The sequence below is a fragment of the Aureimonas phyllosphaerae genome, assembly GCF_047943035.1.
Taxonomy (GTDB): Bacteria; Pseudomonadota; Alphaproteobacteria; order Rhizobiales; family Rhizobiaceae; genus Aureimonas; species Aureimonas phyllosphaerae.
This window is the reverse complement of the sequence record NZ_CP181348.1, coordinates 615,099-630,040: the sequence shown is the minus strand read 5'-3', so window position 1 is coordinate 630,040 and position 14,942 is coordinate 615,099. Positions and strand designations below refer to the sequence as shown.

The following is a 14,942-nucleotide window of genomic DNA, read 5'->3' as shown; positions in this document are numbered from 1 at the left end:
GATGGACGACCGCCCGACGGACGCCGCCACGTGACGGGTCCCCTGTTCCTCGGCCTCGACGCCGGCGGCACCGCCTGCCGCGCGCGGCTGGTGGATGCGTCCGGCCTCGTCTTCGGCGAGGGGCATGCCGGACCGGGGCAGGCGCGGCTCGGCGTCGAGGCGAGCTTCGAGGCGATGCTGACCGCGGCCCGCGAGGCGTGGCGCGCGGCCGGTCTCGGGCCCTTCGACTTCGCCCGCCTCCATGTCGGGGCCGGCGTCGCCGGGATCGAACGGATCGGCGTCGCCGACACCTTCGCCGCGCGGCCGCATCCCTTCGCCAGCCTCGTTTTTTCCGGTGACGGCGCGATCGCCTGCCTCGGGGCCCACGGCGGCGAGGACGGCGGCATCGTCGTGGCGGGCACCGGGTCGATCGGCTTCGGCCTTCTCGAAGGGCGCCTCCTGCGGTTCGGCGGCTACGGCTTTCCCGGCTCCGACGAGGGCTCGGGCGCCCGCATCGGGCTGGCGGCGGTGGAAGCGGCGTTCCGGGCGGTCGACGGTCGCCTGTCGGGCTCCGACCTCGCCGACGCCCTTCTCCAGCGCTTCGGCGGCGAGGCGCACGCGCTGACGCGCTGGTGCGACGGCGCCTCGGCGAGCGACTACGCGGCGCTGGCCCCGCTCGTCGTCGAGGCGGCAGCAAACGGCGACCGCGCGGCCGACGTGATCCTGCGCGCGGCCGCCCAGGCGATCGGCGATCTCGCTGACACGCTGCGCGATGCCGGCTGCGAGCGCGTGGCGCTGACCGGCGGGCTCGGGGCTCCACTGATCCCCTATCTGCCCGAGGGCCTTGCCGAGACGCTGGACGAGCCGCTCGGCGATCCGCTCGACGGCGCGCTGATCCTCGCCGGCCTCGAGCCGCCCGGCGCCGGGGATCGCTGAACGAAGACTGGCGCCGCTCCCCCCTCGGCCTATAGTCAGGCCCGATCCGAATCGCCCGACAGCAAGGACTGGACCCGATGAAGTCACGCGCCGCCGTCGCCTGGGAAGCAGGCAAGCCGCTCACGATCGAGACGGTCGACATCCGGGGGCCGCAGCCGGGTGAGGTGCTGGTCGAGATCATGGCGACGGGCGTCTGCCACACCGACGCCTACACGCTGTCGGGCCTCGATTCCGAAGGCAAGTTCCCGGCGATCCTCGGCCACGAGGGCGCGGGCATCGTGCGCGAGGTGGGCGCGGGCGTCACCTCCGTGAAGCCCGGCGACCACGTCATCCCGCTCTACACGCCGGAATGCCGCAACTGTAAGAGCTGCCTGTCGCAGCGCACGAACCTGTGCACCGCGATCCGCTCTAGCCAAGGCCAGGGCGTCATGCCGGACGGCTCCTCGCGCTTCCGCTGCGACGAGACGACGGTCTTCCACTACATGGGCTGCTCGACCTTCTCGAACTTCACCGTCCTGCCCGAGATCGCGGTGGCCAAGGTGCGCGAGGACGCGCCCTTCGACAAGATCTGCTACATCGGCTGCGGCGTGACGACGGGCATCGGCGCCGTGATCTACACCGCCAAGGTCTGGCCGGGCGCCAACGTCGTGGTGTTCGGGCTCGGCGGCATCGGCCTCAACGTGATCCAGGGCGCGCGCATGGTCGGCGCCGACAAGATCATCGGCGTCGACATCAATCCCGGCAAGGTCGAGATGGCCAGGAAGTTCGGCATGACCGACTTCGTCAACCCGCGCGAGGTCGGCAACGACAAGGTGGTGCAGGCCATCCTCGACCTCACCGGCGGCGGCGCCGACTTCTCGTTCGATGCGACCGGCAACACCGACGTCATGCGCCAGGCGCTGGAATGCTGCCATCGCGGCTGGGGCGAATCGATCATCATCGGCGTGGCGGAAGCCGGCAAGGAAATCTCGACCCGGCCGTTCCAGCTCGTCACCGGCCGCGTCTGGCGCGGCACGGCCTTCGGCGGCGCGCGCGGCCGAACCGACGTGCCGAAGATCGTCGACTGGTACATGGACGGCAAGATCAACATCGACGACCTCATCACCCACACGATGCCGCTGGACGAGATCAACACCGCCTTCGACCTCATGCACGAGGGCAAGTCGATCCGCTCGGTCGTCGTCTACTGAGCGTGACCGCCGGGACGCGCTGGCACTGGTCGGAGTTCCGCGATTTGACCGGGGTGCAAGTCCACGACCTCCTGAAGCTCCGGCAGGACGTCTTCGTGGTGGAGCAGGCCTGCGCCTTCGCCGAGATCGACGGCCGCGACGGCGAGGCGCTGCATCTGCGGGCCCTCTCGGGCGACGACCTCGCCGGGGTCCTGCGCGTCTTCGCGCCGGACAGTGAGGGCCAGGCCCGGATCGGACGGATCGCGACCGCAGCCGGCTTTCGCGGCAGCGGCCTCGGCCACAGAATGATGGCTGAGGCGCTCCGGCTCTGTGCGGAGCGCTGGCCGGAGGCCGCGATCGACCTGTCGGCACAGGCGCATCTGGAAACCTTCTATGCGCGTCATGGGTTCGTCACGATATCGGGTGCCTATCTGGAAGACGGCATCCCCCATCTCGACATGCGCCGCGCGCCGGCGACGTAAGCCCAACCGAAAGGACCGCCCATGCCCCTCGACGTGATCTCGGAAGCGAAGGCCCATGGTGGAACGCAAGGAGTGTACCGCCACCAGTCCCGCACCACCGACACGCCGATGACTTTTGCCGTCTTCACCCCGCCGCAGGTGCGGGACGGGAAGGTGCCGGTCCTCTGGTACCTGTCGGGCCTGACCTGCACGCACCAGAACGCGATGGACAAGGGCGAATTCCGCCGCGCGGCGGCCGAGCACGGCGTGATGATCGTCCTCTCCGACACCAGCCCACGGGGCCCGGGCGTGCCGGACGAGGCGGACAACTGGCAGTTCGGCTCGGGCGCCGGCTTCTATGTCGACGCGACGCAGGCCCCCTACGCCGCCAACTACCGCATGTATTCCTACGTGACCGACGAACTGCCGGGCTATGTCGCGACGCACTTTCCAGCCGACATGAACCGGCAGGGCATCTTCGGCCATTCCATGGGTGGGCACGGGGCGCTCGTCGCCGCCCTGCGCAATCCGGAGGCTTACAAGAGCGCGTCGGCCTTCGCGCCGATCGTCCAGCCGTCGACGGCCGACTGGTCGCGCCCCGCCTTCGAGAAGTATCTCGGCCGCGACCGGTCGACGTGGCGGCCCTACGACGCGACGCTCCTGATCGAGGATGGGCACCGCTTCCCGGAGTTTCTGGTCGATCAGGGAACAGCCGACCCGTATCTTGACGACGGCCTCCGCCCGCAGCTTCTCAAGGAGGCCTGCGACAAGGCGGGTATCCGCCTCGCGCTCAACATGCGCGAGGGCTACGACCACTCCTACAACTTCATCTCGACCTTCATGGACGACCACATCGCCTGGCACGCCGAGCGCTTGAAGCGCTGAGCGCCCTCTCGGGCGTTTCAACCGTTTCGATGGAACGTCCGCCCGTCATCCGTTAAACCCGTGGCCCGAACAGGCACGTGGAGGGCGAATCGGATGAGCGGCAACCAGGCGGATCTCGGCGTCTTGGGCATGGGCACGATGGGCGCGAGCTTGGCGCTGAACTTCGCCGACAACGGCGGGTTCACGGTCGCCCTCGGCAACCGGACAACCGAGAAGGCCTACGGGGTGCGCGAAGACAACCCCGATCTGGCCGAGCGCCTCGTTCCGACCGATTCGATCGAGCACTTCGTCGGGGTGCTCAAAAGCCCGCGCGTCGTGGTGCTGATGGTCAATGCCGGCAAGCCGGTCGACGACCAGATGGCGCTCGTCCTGCCGCATCTCGCTCCCGGCGACATCCTGATCGACGCCGGCAACGCCGACTTCAACGACACGGTGCGCCGCGAGAAGGCGGTCAAGCCGACCGGCGTCCACTTCGTCGGCATGGGCGTGTCGGGCGGCGAGGTCGGCGCGCGCAACGGCCCCTCGATCATGGTCGGCGGCGACCAGGCGGTGTGGCAGCGCCTGAAGCCGCTTCTCGAGCCGATCGCCGCCAAGTTCGACGGCTCGCCCTGCGTCGACTGGCTCGGCCCCGACGGCGCCGGCCATTTCGTCAAGACGATCCACAACGGCATCGAATATGCCGACATGCAGATGATCGCCGAAGTCTACGGCATCCTGCGCGATGCGGTCGGGCTCCGGCCGCAGGAGATGGCCGACATCTTCGCCGACTGGAACACGCGCGATCTCCAGTCCTACCTCATCGAGATCTCGTCGCTGGTGCTGGCCGAGCGCGACCCCGAGACCGGCGGGGCGCTGGTCGACCAGATCGTCGACGAGGCCGGCCAGAAGGGCACCGGGCGCTGGTCGGTGATCGAGGCGCAGAAGCTCGGCGTCGGCGCGACGACGCTGGAAGCGGCGGTCTCGGCGCGCGGCATATCCTCCCGCCGCGCCGAGCGGGCGGAGGCCGCGCGCATCTTCGGCGGCGTGAAGACCGCACGCGCCGAGTTCCACGCCGATCACGAGGGGCTGGCGGAACTCGAGGCCGCGCTCGTCGCCGCCAAGATCATCGCCTATGCGCAGGGCTATGCGACGCTCACTGAGGCCTCGAAGGAGTTCGGCTGGAACCTGCCGCTTGGCGAGATCGCGCGCATCTGGCGCGCCGGCTGCATCATCCGCTCGCGCTTTCTCGATGACATCACGCGGGCCTACGAGGCGGGCGACGTCGTCAACCTCCTGCTCGCGCCGAGCTTCACGAGCCGCATCGAGGGGGCCCAAGAGGCGCTGCGGCGCGTCGTCGCCAAGGCCTCGCTCGCCGGCATCCCGGTGCCGGCGCTCTCGGCGGCCCTCGCCTATTTCGACGACTACCGCCGGGCGCGTGGCACCACGAACCTCACACAAGGCCAGCGCGACCTCTTCGGCGCCCACACCTTCCATCGCCTCGATCGCGAGGGGACCTTCCACCATAGGTGGCCGCAGGCGTAGGAACGCCGAGACCCGCCCTTGCAGCGCCGCTCACGTTTCGTCAACTAAACGGGAGCGGCGTTGTCCGCTCGTCGCGCCCGATTAGTTCGCCGTCCATGGGAAGACCGCCCCGGTCTTCGATTTCATTCGACGACGAGGAACGCGACGATGCGACTGACCCTTCGATCCGGTGGCCTCGGCCTCCTTCTGGCCGGCACTATGCTTGCCACCGGCGCCTTGGCGCAGGACACCAACAGCCAGGGCGAACGCCTGCCACACGTGGACGGCAACGCGCCGGCCACCGGCACCGCCTCCTCGACGCAAGGGGCGGCCGCCGGCCAGCCGATCGAGACGGAAGCGGCCAACGCTCCCGATCAGCAGCCGGCCTTTGCCGGCCAGACCCGCGCGCCCCAGCCGACCGAACAGCCCGAGGTGACCACCGAGACGGTGGCCGAAGGCCTGCCCAACCTCTGGGCGCTGGAGTTCATGCCGGACGGGCGCATGCTCGTCACCGCCAAGGAAGGCAAGCTGATGATCCTGCCCGCGATGGGGCAGGAGGGCGAGCCGATCGAGGTGTCCGGCGTGCCCGAAGTCGATTCGCGCGAGCAGGGCGGCCTCCTCGACGTGGCGCTCGGGCCGAACTTCGCCTCGGACGGCATGATCTACTTCACCTTCTCCGAGCCGCGCGGGGCGGTGGGCAACGGCACCGCGCTCGCCAGCGCGAAGCTGACGACGGCGGACGGCTCGGCCAAGCTCGACGACGTCAAGGTCATCTTCCAGCAGATGCCGAGCTACGAGGGCAACAAGCACTTCGGCTCGCGCATCGTCTTTGATGGCGAGGGCAAGATCTTCCTCGGCGTCGGCGAGCGGTCCGACGACCCGATCCGGGATCAGGCGCAGAACCTCGATTCGGGCCTTGGCAAGGTGTTCCGGATCAATGCCGACGGTTCGATCCCGGCCGACAACCCGTTCGTTAACCAGGACAATGCGCAGGACGCGATCTGGAGCTACGGTCACCGCAACATCCAGTCCGCTGCGCTCGACGCCGACGGCCGTCTCTGGACGATCGAGCACGGGCCGCGCGGCGGCGACGAGCTGAACGCGCCGGAAGCTGGCAAGAACTACGGCTGGCCGGTGATCACCTACGGCATCGAGTACGGCGGCGCCGAGGTGAACGAGGGCATTACCGCCAAGGACGGCATGGAACAGCCGGCCTACTACTGGGATCCGGTCATCGGCCCGTCCGGCATGGCACTCTATCAGGGCTCCGAGTTCCCCGAGTGGGAGAACGCTTTCCTGGTCGGCGGTCTGGTGACGCAGGGCCTCGTGGTGCTGTCCATGAACGGCGAAGGTCGGGTGGCGACCGAGGCGCGCGTGCCGCTCGAGGCGCGCATCCGCGACGTCAAGGTCGGTCCGGACGGGGCGGTCTATGCCGTGACCGAGACGCGGGGCGGCGGCGGCTCGACGATCGTGCGGCTGACCAAGGCCTGATCCCCGCAAGGGAGCGCCGAGACGATGGCCCGGAACCGCGGCAGCCGGTTCCGGGCCATCGTCGTTTCGCGGCGGTCAGAGCGCGAGGGGCCAGCCGCCCTCGCGCATCTCCAGAATGCGAACGGGGTCGCCGACGCGAAGCGTGCCGGCGCCCTGTACCACGGCGTTCCAGCCGAACAGGACGCCCGGCGCGCGCTGGACGCCGGAGCGGCGGAAGCGCCCGAGCGTCGCGAGCGGCTCCTTGCCCGTGCGCCGGCCCTCGTCCTGATCGACGGTCGTCACCGCGCAGCGCGCGCAGGGTTTCACGAGATCGAGCACCACGTCGCCGACCGCGATCTGCGCCCAGCCGTCCTCGGCGAAGGGCTCGGTGCCGTCGATCACGACGTTGGGTCGGAAGCGGCCCATCGGCACGGCCTCGCCGCCCGCGGCGACGATCCGCCGGTTGAGATCGCGCAGCGAGGCCGTGGTGGCGACCAGCAGCGGGAAGCCGTCGGCAAAGCCGACCGGATGATCCTCGGCGGTCCAGTCGCGCGAGACGGTGCGCTGCGAGTGCGCGTCGAAATGGACGAGCCGCACGGGGAGGCCGAGCCAGCGCGACAGGGCGGCATCGGTGTCCGCGCCGGCGGCGGCGGCGTCCACGGTGTCGCTCCAGACGGTGACCGTCACGCGCTCCTCGCCGTCCGGCGTCGCCACGAAGCGCTCGCCGCCGTCCGACCCGCCGATGCCGGGAAACGACAGGTGCAGCCCGTCCTCGTCGGGCTCGGCGTCGAGGAGCGCGAGCGGCGGATGCTCGCGCTGCGACAGGAAGCGCCCCGTGGCATCGACCAGCATCCAGCGCCGGTCGCCCCGGAGCCCCATCGGCTCGAGCCGCACGCTCGCGGGATGGCGGGCGCGCCCGCCCTTGACCGGATGGATGGCGAGCGTCGAGACCTGCATCGGTCGTCCCTTTTCTTCCGGAATGCCGTTTCAGTCGGTCGCCGCTTCCAGTGCTTCCATGTCGTCGTCCGACAGGCCGAAATGGTGCCCGATCTCGTGGATCAGAACATGGGCGACCAGCGTGCCGAGGCTTTCCTCATGCTCCGCCCAATAGTCGAGGATCGGGCGGCGGTACAGGAGGATGCGGTTGGGCATCTCACCGGTCTGGGGCGTGCCGAGCGCGCCGACGGCGCGGCCCTCGAAGAGGCCGAGAATGTCGAAGGGGCTTTCGAGGCCCATCTCCTCCACCACCTCGTCCTCGGGAAAGTCGGCGACGTGGAAGCGGATCTCGCCCGACAGGGCGCGGAATTCCGACGGCAGCGCGGCATAGGCCTCGATCGCCAGCGCCTCGATCTCCTCGAGGCTCGGCGACAGCCTTCGCGCCCAGTCGCCGGTCTGGTCCCTTTGGCCCATGCGGCTCTCCTCCCTGGCGGTTCCCATCCGTAGCCCCCCGCGTCTTAAGCCATCGCGCCCTGGAGCACCACGACCTTGGTGCCGTCGAGGACGCGGCGATGGAGGTCGATCACATCCTGGTTGAGAAGCCGTATGCAGCCCGACGAGACGGACTGGCCGATCGACCAGTCCTCGTTGGTGCCGTGGATGCGGTAGAGCGTGTCCTCGCCGCCCCGGAAGAGGTAGAGCGCCCGCGCGCCGAGCGGGTTGGTAGGCCCCGGCTCCATGCCCGCGCCGAGGTGGCCGTAGCGGGCGGGCTCGCGCGCCATCATCGCGTCGGTCGGGCGCCAGCGCGGCCAGGCGCGCTTGTACTGGACCCGCGCCTCGCCCTCGAAGGCAAGACCCGCCTTGCCGACGCCGATCCCGTAACGCAGCGCCCGGTCGCCCTCCATCTGAAGGTAGAGGAAGCGCGCGGGCGTATCGACGATCAGCGTCCCGGGGATTTCGCCGCTCCGGTAGGCGACCTCCTGCCGGTAGAAGCGCGGGTCGATCTTCGTCAGGTCGGGAGCGGGAACCGGGAAGGGCTCGCCTGTCACCGGCGCGTACATGGCAAGATAGTAGGGATCGACGACACGTCTGGGCGCAGCGGGCGCCACGTCGCCGAGGCGTCCTGACACGCAGCCGGCCAGAAACAGCGGCGCGCCGGCAAGGAGGGATCGACGGGTCAGGGGCATGGGCGGGCGTCTTCGGATTGGTGACAACGGGTGGAGGGCTCCTCCTGCCTGTCGGTCACGCCACACCGCAACGCCGCATCGCTGGTCCTGACGCGATCGTGACAGCGTGACGCCGGGCCCAAGAGGCGGCTGCCGTCGTCCACCGGAATTCGTTCCCTATCAACAGGAAAATAATCTTGGCCGCCGTCTCCTTGACTCCGGGGGGCGACTCGGAAATTTCCTAGAACATATGAGGAACACGAAGGCGGCCATGAACCCATCCGCCGATGGAGACCGGCATGACCTGGACCACTGGACCGCGACGACGACCGGGCCTAGAGCCCGTAGATACCCCGGATGAAAGGCGTCCCGCAACCGACGCGACAGAGGACGCTGGGGTGGGGCCGGGCGGTGAGCCCGACCGCGCACGCGCCGCGACGCTTTCGGCGCTGCGCCAGGCGATTGGGCGGATCGAAGGGGCGCCGTTCGCGCGCGGCGTGCCGGATGGCGAGGACGAAAAACCCAATGACGACGATCGTCTGGCGCTGGGCGCGCCGGCCTTCGACGCCGCGCTCGGAGGCGGGCTGCCGCGCGCGGGGCTGGTGGAGGCGCGCACGCTCGCCATGCGCGACGGCGGGGCAGGCGTCGGCTTCGCGCTGGCGCTCGGCATCCGCCTCGGCGCCTCAGCGCGCCGTCCGCTCCTCTGGATCGCGGCGGCCGACGCGCTCGCCGAGGGCGGCATGCCCTATCGCGAGGGGCTCGCCCATTTCGGTCTCGACCCCGATGCCCTGGTCGTGGTGCGCGCCCGGCGCATCGTGGATGCGGCCTGGGCGGGCGAGGAAGCCGCGCGTTCGGGCGCCGCCGCGCTGGTCGTGGTCGAACTGCGCGGCAATCCGACGCTTCTCGGGCTGGAGGGCACGCGGCGCCTCCACACCCGCGCCCGGGAGGCGGGCGGCGCGGTGATGCTCTTGCGCCAGGGCGGCGAGCCGGAAGCCACCGCCGCCCCCGTCCGCCTGCTGGTCGAGCCGGTGCGCGCCGCCCCCGTGCCGGGGCTGGAATTGCTGCCCTTGATCGGCCGCCCCCGTTTTTCCCTGGCGCTTGAAAAGGCGCGGGGACTGTCGCCCCGAACGCTCTGCCTGGAGTGGGATCCCCATGACCGACGCTTCCTCGACCACGACCCCCTCGTCCGTGCGGCCGGGCGAATTCCTGGCGATCCGGCTGACGCGGCTGCCCAGCGACCGGATCCGGCGCGAGGAACTGGGGCGCTCGTGGCGCTGCGGTCCCTTCGCGGCGGCGCGGCGGGGGAGGATGCCGCGCACCGACGCTTCGGCGCGGCCTGACCTCCTGCCGGTGCCGCTCGGTGCGGGCAACGGGCATCGCCCGCCGGACGCGGGCAGGGGATACACCCCGCCGGACGCGGGCAGGGGACATACTCCGTCTGATGCGGGGCAGCGGGCGGACAGGCCGGACGCCGACATCCCGCCGCTCGCCCTCTTCGCGCGCGAAGACCGGGCCGAGCGGATCGTGTCCTCGTGCGAGCGCGCCGAGGCGCTCGGCCTCGTACCCGGCCTCGGCCTTGCGGAAGCGCGCGCCCGCTTTCCCCACGTGGACTACCGGCCGGCCGACGCGGCGGCCGACCGGCGCCTCCTCGACGCGGTGGCAGACTGGTGCGACCGCTACACGCCCCTCGTCGCCCTCGACGGTGCCGACGGCCTCGTTCTCGATCTGACGGGCGCGTCCCACCTCTTCGGCGGAGCGGGCGCTCTCCGAGACGATCTCGTCTCTCGGCTGGAGCGCCAGGGCTTTGCGGTCGAGGCAGCGGTCGCCGCCCATCCCGGCACGGCGCGCGCCTGCGTCGGCGTGGCCGGGGCGGCGCGCCTCGTGGCGAGCGGAGACGAGCGCGCCGCCGTGGAGGGCCTGCCCGTGGGAAGCGGCCTGCGGCTCGACACGGAGACCGCCGCACGGCTCCACCGGCTCGGCCTTCGCCGGGTGCGCGATCTCCTTGCGCTGCCGCGCGCTGCCCTCCACCGCCGCTTCGGCCCCGACATCGCCCGCCGGCTGGACGAGGCGACGGGCGCCGCCCGCCGTCCGATCGAGCCGCGCCGGGCGGTCGCGCTCCTCATCCGCGAGCGCCGCCTGTTCGAGCCGGTGAGCTTGCCCGAAGACATCCTGCGCATCGCGACCCACCTGGCCGCCCGGCTGTGCGAGACCTTGGCCGAGCGCGGCGAGGGCCTGCGCGAGGCGGAGCTCGCGCTGTTTCGCGTCGACGGGCATGTCGAGCGCCTCCTGGTGCGCTCGGGGGCCCCGTTGCGCGATCCCGCCCGGATCGCGCGTCTCTTCGCCGAGCGGCTGAAGGCCTGCGGGGACGAGATCGACGCCGGCTTCGGCTTCGACCTCCTGCGCCTGTCGGTTCTGGCGGCGGATGCGATGGCGGACCGGCAGGAGGACCTCGAGGACGCGGGCGCGCGGCCCGCCGAGGAACTCGGCGCGCTGATCGATCGCTTGGGGACGCGGCTCGGCGAGGCGGCGGTGTTCGCCTTGGCGCCCGAGGACCGGCACCGGCCGGAGGCCGCGCAGCGGCGCGTCGCCCCGATCGGGACGGGCGGTTCCGGCGTGGAGGCCGATCTCGCGCCGCGCCCCTTGCGCCTCTTCGCCCGGCCGGAAGCGGTGGAGGCGACGGCCGAGGTGCCGGACGGGCCGATCCGCCAGTTCCGCTGGCGCCGCGCCTTCTACCGTGTCGGCCGGATCGAGGGTCCCGAGCGGATCGCGCCGGAATGGTGGCTCGGGGATGTGGGCGCGAGCCGCGACTACTTCCGCGTCGAGGACGAGGCCGGTCGGCGCTACTGGCTGTTTCGCCAAGGCGCGGGCGAGGGCGCACCATCCGGCTGGTTCCTGCACGGTCTCTTCGCATGAACGGCGAGCCGCCGGTCGAGCCGCTCGCGCCCGGTCCCGGCTTCTGCGAGATCGGGGCGGCCTCGAACTTCTCCTTCCTGCGCGGCGCCTCCAAGCCCGGCGAGATGGTGGTCGCGGCCGAGGCGCTGCGGCTCGGCGGGCTCGGCTTGGCCGACCGCAACACGGTGGCCGGCGTGGTGCGCGCGCATGGGCAGGCGCGGGTGCAGCGGTTCCCTTTCCGTCCCGGCGCGCGGCTGGTCTTTGCCGACGCGACGCCCGACGTCTTCGCCTACCCGCGCGACCGTGCCGGCTGGGCGCAGCTCTGCCGCCTCCTGACCACCGGCAACCTCAGGGCTCGCAAGGGCGACTGCATCCTGCGCCTTTCCGATCTTCTGGAACGGGGCGAGGGGATCAACCTCGCCGTCCTCGCCCCCGACGGGCTGGGGCGCGACGGACCGGCGGGGACGGGCGCCACCGAGCGGCTCGAGGCGGCGCTCGGCCCCTTGCGCGCGGCCTTTCCCCGTGCCGTCCGCCTCGCCGTCGCCCCGCGCCACGACGGGGGCGACGCGCGCCGCCTCGGCCGGGCGGCGGCGCTCGCCAGGACGTGGGGCACGCCGCTTCTCGCCACTAACGACGCCCTGTTCCACGGGGCCGAGCGGCGCCCGCTCGCCGACGTCGTGGCGGCGATCCGCGAGCACGTGCCGCTGGCGGGAGCCGGCCGGGCGATCCTCTCGGCCCATGCCGAGCGGCGGCTGAAGCACGAAGGCGAGATGCTGCGTCTGTTTCGCGGCTTCGAGCCGGCGATCGTCGAGGCGCGCCGCTTTTTCGAGGAGCTTCGCTTCGATCTCGCGACCCTCCAGTACGACTATCCCGACGAGGCGCTGCGCCTCGGCGTCTCGCCGCTGGAGGAGCTGCGGCGCCTGGCCTATGAGGGCGCACACTGGCGCTATCCCGGCGGCGTGCCGGCGCGGATCTTTCCGCAGATCGAGCGCGAGCTCGCGCTCATCGCGAAGAAGAAATACGAGCCCTACTTTCTCACCGTCCATCGCATCGTCCAGGCCGCGCGCGGGATGGGCATCCTGTGCCAAGGGCGCGGATCGGCGGCCAATTCCACGGTTTGCTACTGCATCGGCATCACCGAGGTGGACCCCGAAAAGGCCGGCCTCCTCTTCGACCGGTTCCTGTCGGACGAGCGCGACGAGCCGCCCGACATCGACGTCGACTTCGAGCACGAGCGCCGCGACGAGGTGATTAACTGGATCTACGACGCCTACGGGCGCGATTCGGCGGCGATCGCGGCGACCGTCATCTCCTATCGCGCGCGCTCCTCCTTGCGCGAGGTCGGCAAGGCTTTCGGCCTGTCGGAGGATGCCGTCTCGGCCCTGTCGGGCTCGGTCTGGGGCTACGGCCCCGCCGACATGGGCACGCGCGAGACCGATGCCGCCGGCCTGTCGGCGGAGGACCCGACGACGCAGAATGTCCTCGCCTATGCGCGGGCGCTGAACGAGTTTCCCCGCCATCTCTCGCAGCATGTCGGCGGCTTCGTGCTGACGCGCGGGCGCGTCGACGAGACGGTGCCGATCCACAACACCGGCTCCAAGGGCCGGATCATCGTGGAATGGGACAAGGACGATCTCGACGAGCTGAAGATCCTCAAGATCGACATCCTGGCGCTCGGCATGCTGAGCGCCCTGCGCCGCGCCTTCGACATGCTGAACACGCTCTACCCCGGCGAGGCGACGCTGGACGGGCGCGCGGCCTCGCTCGACACGCTGCCGATGGAGGCGCCGGACGAGCCGGTCTGGCGGATGACCCATCGCGCCGACACGCTCGGCACGTTCCAGATCGAGTCCAGAGCGCAGATGACGATGCTGCCGAAGCTGAAGCCCAACGTCTTCTACGACCTCGTGATCCAGGTCGCGATCGTGCGGCCCGGCCCGATCCAGGGCGACATGGTGCACCCCTACCTGCGCCGGCGCATGAAACTGGAGCCCGTCGACTATCCGAAGGAGGAGTTGCGCGAGATTCTGGAGCGCACCTGCGGCGTCCCGCTGTTCCAGGAGCAGGCGATGCGCATCGCCATGGTGGCCGGCGGCTTCACCGGGGCGGAGGCCGACAAGCTGCGCCGCGCCATGGCGACGTTCCGGCGTACGGGGCAGGTGAAGGATTTTCGCGAGCGCATGGTCTCCGGCATGCTGCGGAACGGCTACACTGAGGAGTTCGCCGAGCGCTGCTTCAGCCAGATCGAGGGCTTCGGCGAATACGGCTTTCCCGAAAGCCATGCGGCGTCCTTCGCGCTCCTTGTCTACGCCTCGGCCTTCATCAAGTGCCACTATCCCGATGTCTTCTGCGCCGCGATCCTGAACGCGCAGCCGATGGGCTTCTACGCGCCGGCCCAGCTGGTGCGCGACGCGCGCGAGCACGGGGTGGAGATGCGCCCCGTCTGCGTCAACGCCTCGTCTTGGGACTCGGCGCTGGAGCCCTGCGCCTTCGATCCCGCCGCCGTCTTTCCACGCCACCGCGAGGCGGCGGCCGCGATCCGAACGCGCCATGCGGTGCGGCTCGGCTTCCGGCAGGTGAAGGGCCTGTCGGAGACCGAGATCCGGCGCCTCGTCTGGGTGCGCGACACGTCGGGTCCGTTCGATTCGGTGCGCGAACTGTGGCTGCGCACCGGCCTGTCGCGGCAGGCGGTGGAGCGGCTGGCCGACGCCGACGCCTTCGCAAGCCTCGGTCTGGCGCGCCGCGACGCGCTCTGGGCGGCGCGGGGCTTGAGCGAAGGCGCGGCGGCCGAACGCCTGCCGCTCTTTGAGGGGCTCGGCGAGGTGACGGCCGAGCCCGAGGTCACGCTTCCCGCGATGCCGCTCGGCGAGGCGGTGGTCAACGACTACCGCTTCCTGTCCCTGTCCCTGAAGGCGCATCCCGTGTCCTTCCTGCGCGAGGACCTTCGGGCGCGCGGCATCGCCCCCGCGCAGACGCTCGACACCGTGCGCTCCGGCCGGCGCGCCTCCATCGCCGGGCTCGTCCTGGTGCGCCAGCGGCCGGGCTCGGCCAAGGGCGTCATCTTCATGACCGTGGAGGACGAGACGGGCGTCGCCAACATCGTGGTCTGGACCAAGGTCTTCGAGCGCTTCCGACCGGTGGTACTCGGCGCCCGGCTGGTGCGCGTCTCGGGGCGGGTCCAGGCCGACCGCGGCGTGATCCATCTCGTCGCCGAGACGATCGAGGACCTGACGCCGCTCCTGTCGCGCCTCGCCGACCGTGGGCTGGAGGGCGCACGCATCCTGCAGCCGACCGACCACGTGAAGAGCCCGCTCCGCCGCCATCCGGAGCCGCGGCACGCGGCCGCGATGCCGGACGACGACCTGACCGAGGCCGCCGCGGCGCTCGGCGCCGTGCTGGCCTCGGCCGACGAGGTGCGCCGCCCGGCCCGTGTCGTCCTGCCCTCGACGCGCGACGTCGACGAGGAGACGGTGAGAGGCATGCGCGCCGTCTTGCCCAAGGGGCGCAATTTTCACTAGAGGCTGGAGCGAGGCACAGCCGCTGGAAGG

Annotated in this window: 12 protein-coding genes; 9 read left to right on the top strand and 3 right to left on the bottom strand. The window is 71.1% G+C overall.

Going from position 1 to position 14,942, the window contains the following annotated elements:
* Positions 1-30 precede the first annotated feature (30 nt).
* From ACLNGM_RS02825 to ACLNGM_RS02800, 6 genes are all read left to right on the top strand, one after another.
* Positions 31-915: a BadF/BadG/BcrA/BcrD ATPase family protein gene (locus tag ACLNGM_RS02825; protein WP_090965785.1), complete on the top strand. Its 885-nt coding sequence runs from the start codon at positions 31-33 to the stop codon at positions 913-915.
* A 77-nt stretch (positions 916-992) separates the two neighbouring features.
* A complete protein-coding gene (locus ACLNGM_RS02820; protein ID WP_416357096.1) occupies positions 993-2,105 on the top strand; it encodes an S-(hydroxymethyl)glutathione dehydrogenase/class III alcohol dehydrogenase in 1,113 nt (370 codons plus the stop codon).
* A gap of 44 nt (positions 2,106-2,149) precedes the next feature.
* Positions 2,150-2,566 (top strand): GNAT family N-acetyltransferase, encoded by a 417-nt coding sequence (locus tag ACLNGM_RS02815; RefSeq protein ID WP_416357095.1) that lies wholly within the window; start codon positions 2,150-2,152, stop codon positions 2,564-2,566.
* Positions 2,567-2,587: 21 nt separating this feature from the next.
* Positions 2,588-3,430, top strand: coding sequence for an S-formylglutathione hydrolase (gene fghA, locus ACLNGM_RS02810; RefSeq protein WP_416357094.1), 843 nt, complete (start codon positions 2,588-2,590; stop codon positions 3,428-3,430).
* Between the two features lie 93 nt (positions 3,431-3,523).
* Positions 3,524-4,951: an NADP-dependent phosphogluconate dehydrogenase gene (gndA, locus tag ACLNGM_RS02805; protein ID WP_416357093.1), complete on the top strand. Its 1,428-nt coding sequence runs from the start codon at positions 3,524-3,526 to the stop codon at positions 4,949-4,951.
* A gap of 147 nt (positions 4,952-5,098) precedes the next feature.
* Positions 5,099-6,421: a PQQ-dependent sugar dehydrogenase gene (locus ACLNGM_RS02800; RefSeq protein ID WP_416357092.1), complete on the top strand. Its 1,323-nt coding sequence runs from the start codon at positions 5,099-5,101 to the stop codon at positions 6,419-6,421.
* 75 nt (positions 6,422-6,496) lie between these two features.
* On the opposite strand, the gene ACLNGM_RS02795 is transcribed toward ACLNGM_RS02800, so the two are convergent.
* The 3 genes from ACLNGM_RS02795 to ACLNGM_RS02785 are packed head-to-tail and all read right to left on the bottom strand — an operon-like array spanning position 6,497 to position 8,523.
* On the bottom strand, positions 6,497-7,357 hold the full coding sequence (locus ACLNGM_RS02795) for an MOSC domain-containing protein (protein WP_416357091.1): 861 nt from the start codon (positions 7,355-7,357) through the stop codon (positions 6,497-6,499).
* Positions 7,358-7,387: 30 nt separating this feature from the next.
* Positions 7,388-7,810 (bottom strand): metallopeptidase family protein, encoded by a 423-nt coding sequence (locus tag ACLNGM_RS02790; protein WP_090965774.1) that lies wholly within the window; start codon positions 7,808-7,810, stop codon positions 7,388-7,390.
* Positions 7,811-7,854: 44 nt separating this feature from the next.
* Positions 7,855-8,523, bottom strand: coding sequence for a L,D-transpeptidase (locus ACLNGM_RS02785; RefSeq protein ID WP_090965772.1), 669 nt, complete (start codon positions 8,521-8,523; stop codon positions 7,855-7,857).
* Between the two features lie 377 nt (positions 8,524-8,900).
* Between ACLNGM_RS02785 and ACLNGM_RS02780 the strand changes: the two genes are divergently transcribed.
* From ACLNGM_RS02780 to ACLNGM_RS02770, 3 genes are read left to right on the top strand one after another with little or no spacing between them, the layout of a single operon-like run.
* On the top strand, positions 8,901-9,842 hold the full coding sequence (locus ACLNGM_RS02780) for an ImuA family protein (protein WP_416357090.1): 942 nt from the start codon (positions 8,901-8,903) through the stop codon (positions 9,840-9,842).
* Entirely contained in the window at positions 9,811-11,415 is a 1,605-nt protein-coding gene (locus tag ACLNGM_RS02775) for a Y-family DNA polymerase (protein WP_416358373.1), read from the top strand. The genes ACLNGM_RS02780 and ACLNGM_RS02775 overlap by 32 nt, the downstream gene beginning before the upstream one ends.
* Entirely contained in the window at positions 11,412-14,912 is a 3,501-nt protein-coding gene (locus ACLNGM_RS02770; RefSeq protein WP_416357089.1) for an error-prone DNA polymerase, read from the top strand. The genes ACLNGM_RS02775 and ACLNGM_RS02770 overlap by 4 nt, the downstream gene beginning before the upstream one ends.
* Positions 14,913-14,942 lie beyond the last annotated feature (30 nt).

Bases quoted from the DNA above. Each gene is read 5' to 3' on its own strand.
- ACLNGM_RS02820 (WP_416357096.1), top strand. From the start codon at position 993: ATGAAGTCACGCGCCGCCGTCGCCTGGGAAGCAGGCAAGCCGCTCACG.
- fghA (WP_416357094.1), top strand. From the start codon at position 2,588: ATGCCCCTCGACGTGATCTCGGAAGCGAAGGCCCATGGTGGAACGCAA.
- gndA (WP_416357093.1), top strand. From the start codon at position 3,524: ATGAGCGGCAACCAGGCGGATCTCGGCGTCTTGGGCATGGGCACGATG.
- ACLNGM_RS02800 (WP_416357092.1), top strand. From the start codon at position 5,099: ATGCGACTGACCCTTCGATCCGGTGGCCTCGGCCTCCTTCTGGCCGGC.
- ACLNGM_RS02795 (WP_416357091.1), bottom strand. From the start codon at position 7,357: ATGCAGGTCTCGACGCTCGCCATCCATCCGGTCAAGGGCGGGCGCGCC.
- ACLNGM_RS02790 (WP_090965774.1), bottom strand. From the start codon at position 7,810: ATGGGCCAAAGGGACCAGACCGGCGACTGGGCGCGAAGGCTGTCGCCG.
- ACLNGM_RS02785 (WP_090965772.1), bottom strand. From the start codon at position 8,523: ATGCCCCTGACCCGTCGATCCCTCCTTGCCGGCGCGCCGCTGTTTCTG.
- ACLNGM_RS02775 (WP_416358373.1), top strand. From the start codon at position 9,811: ATGCCGCGCACCGACGCTTCGGCGCGGCCTGACCTCCTGCCGGTGCCG.
- ACLNGM_RS02770 (WP_416357089.1), top strand. From the start codon at position 11,412: ATGAACGGCGAGCCGCCGGTCGAGCCGCTCGCGCCCGGTCCCGGCTTC.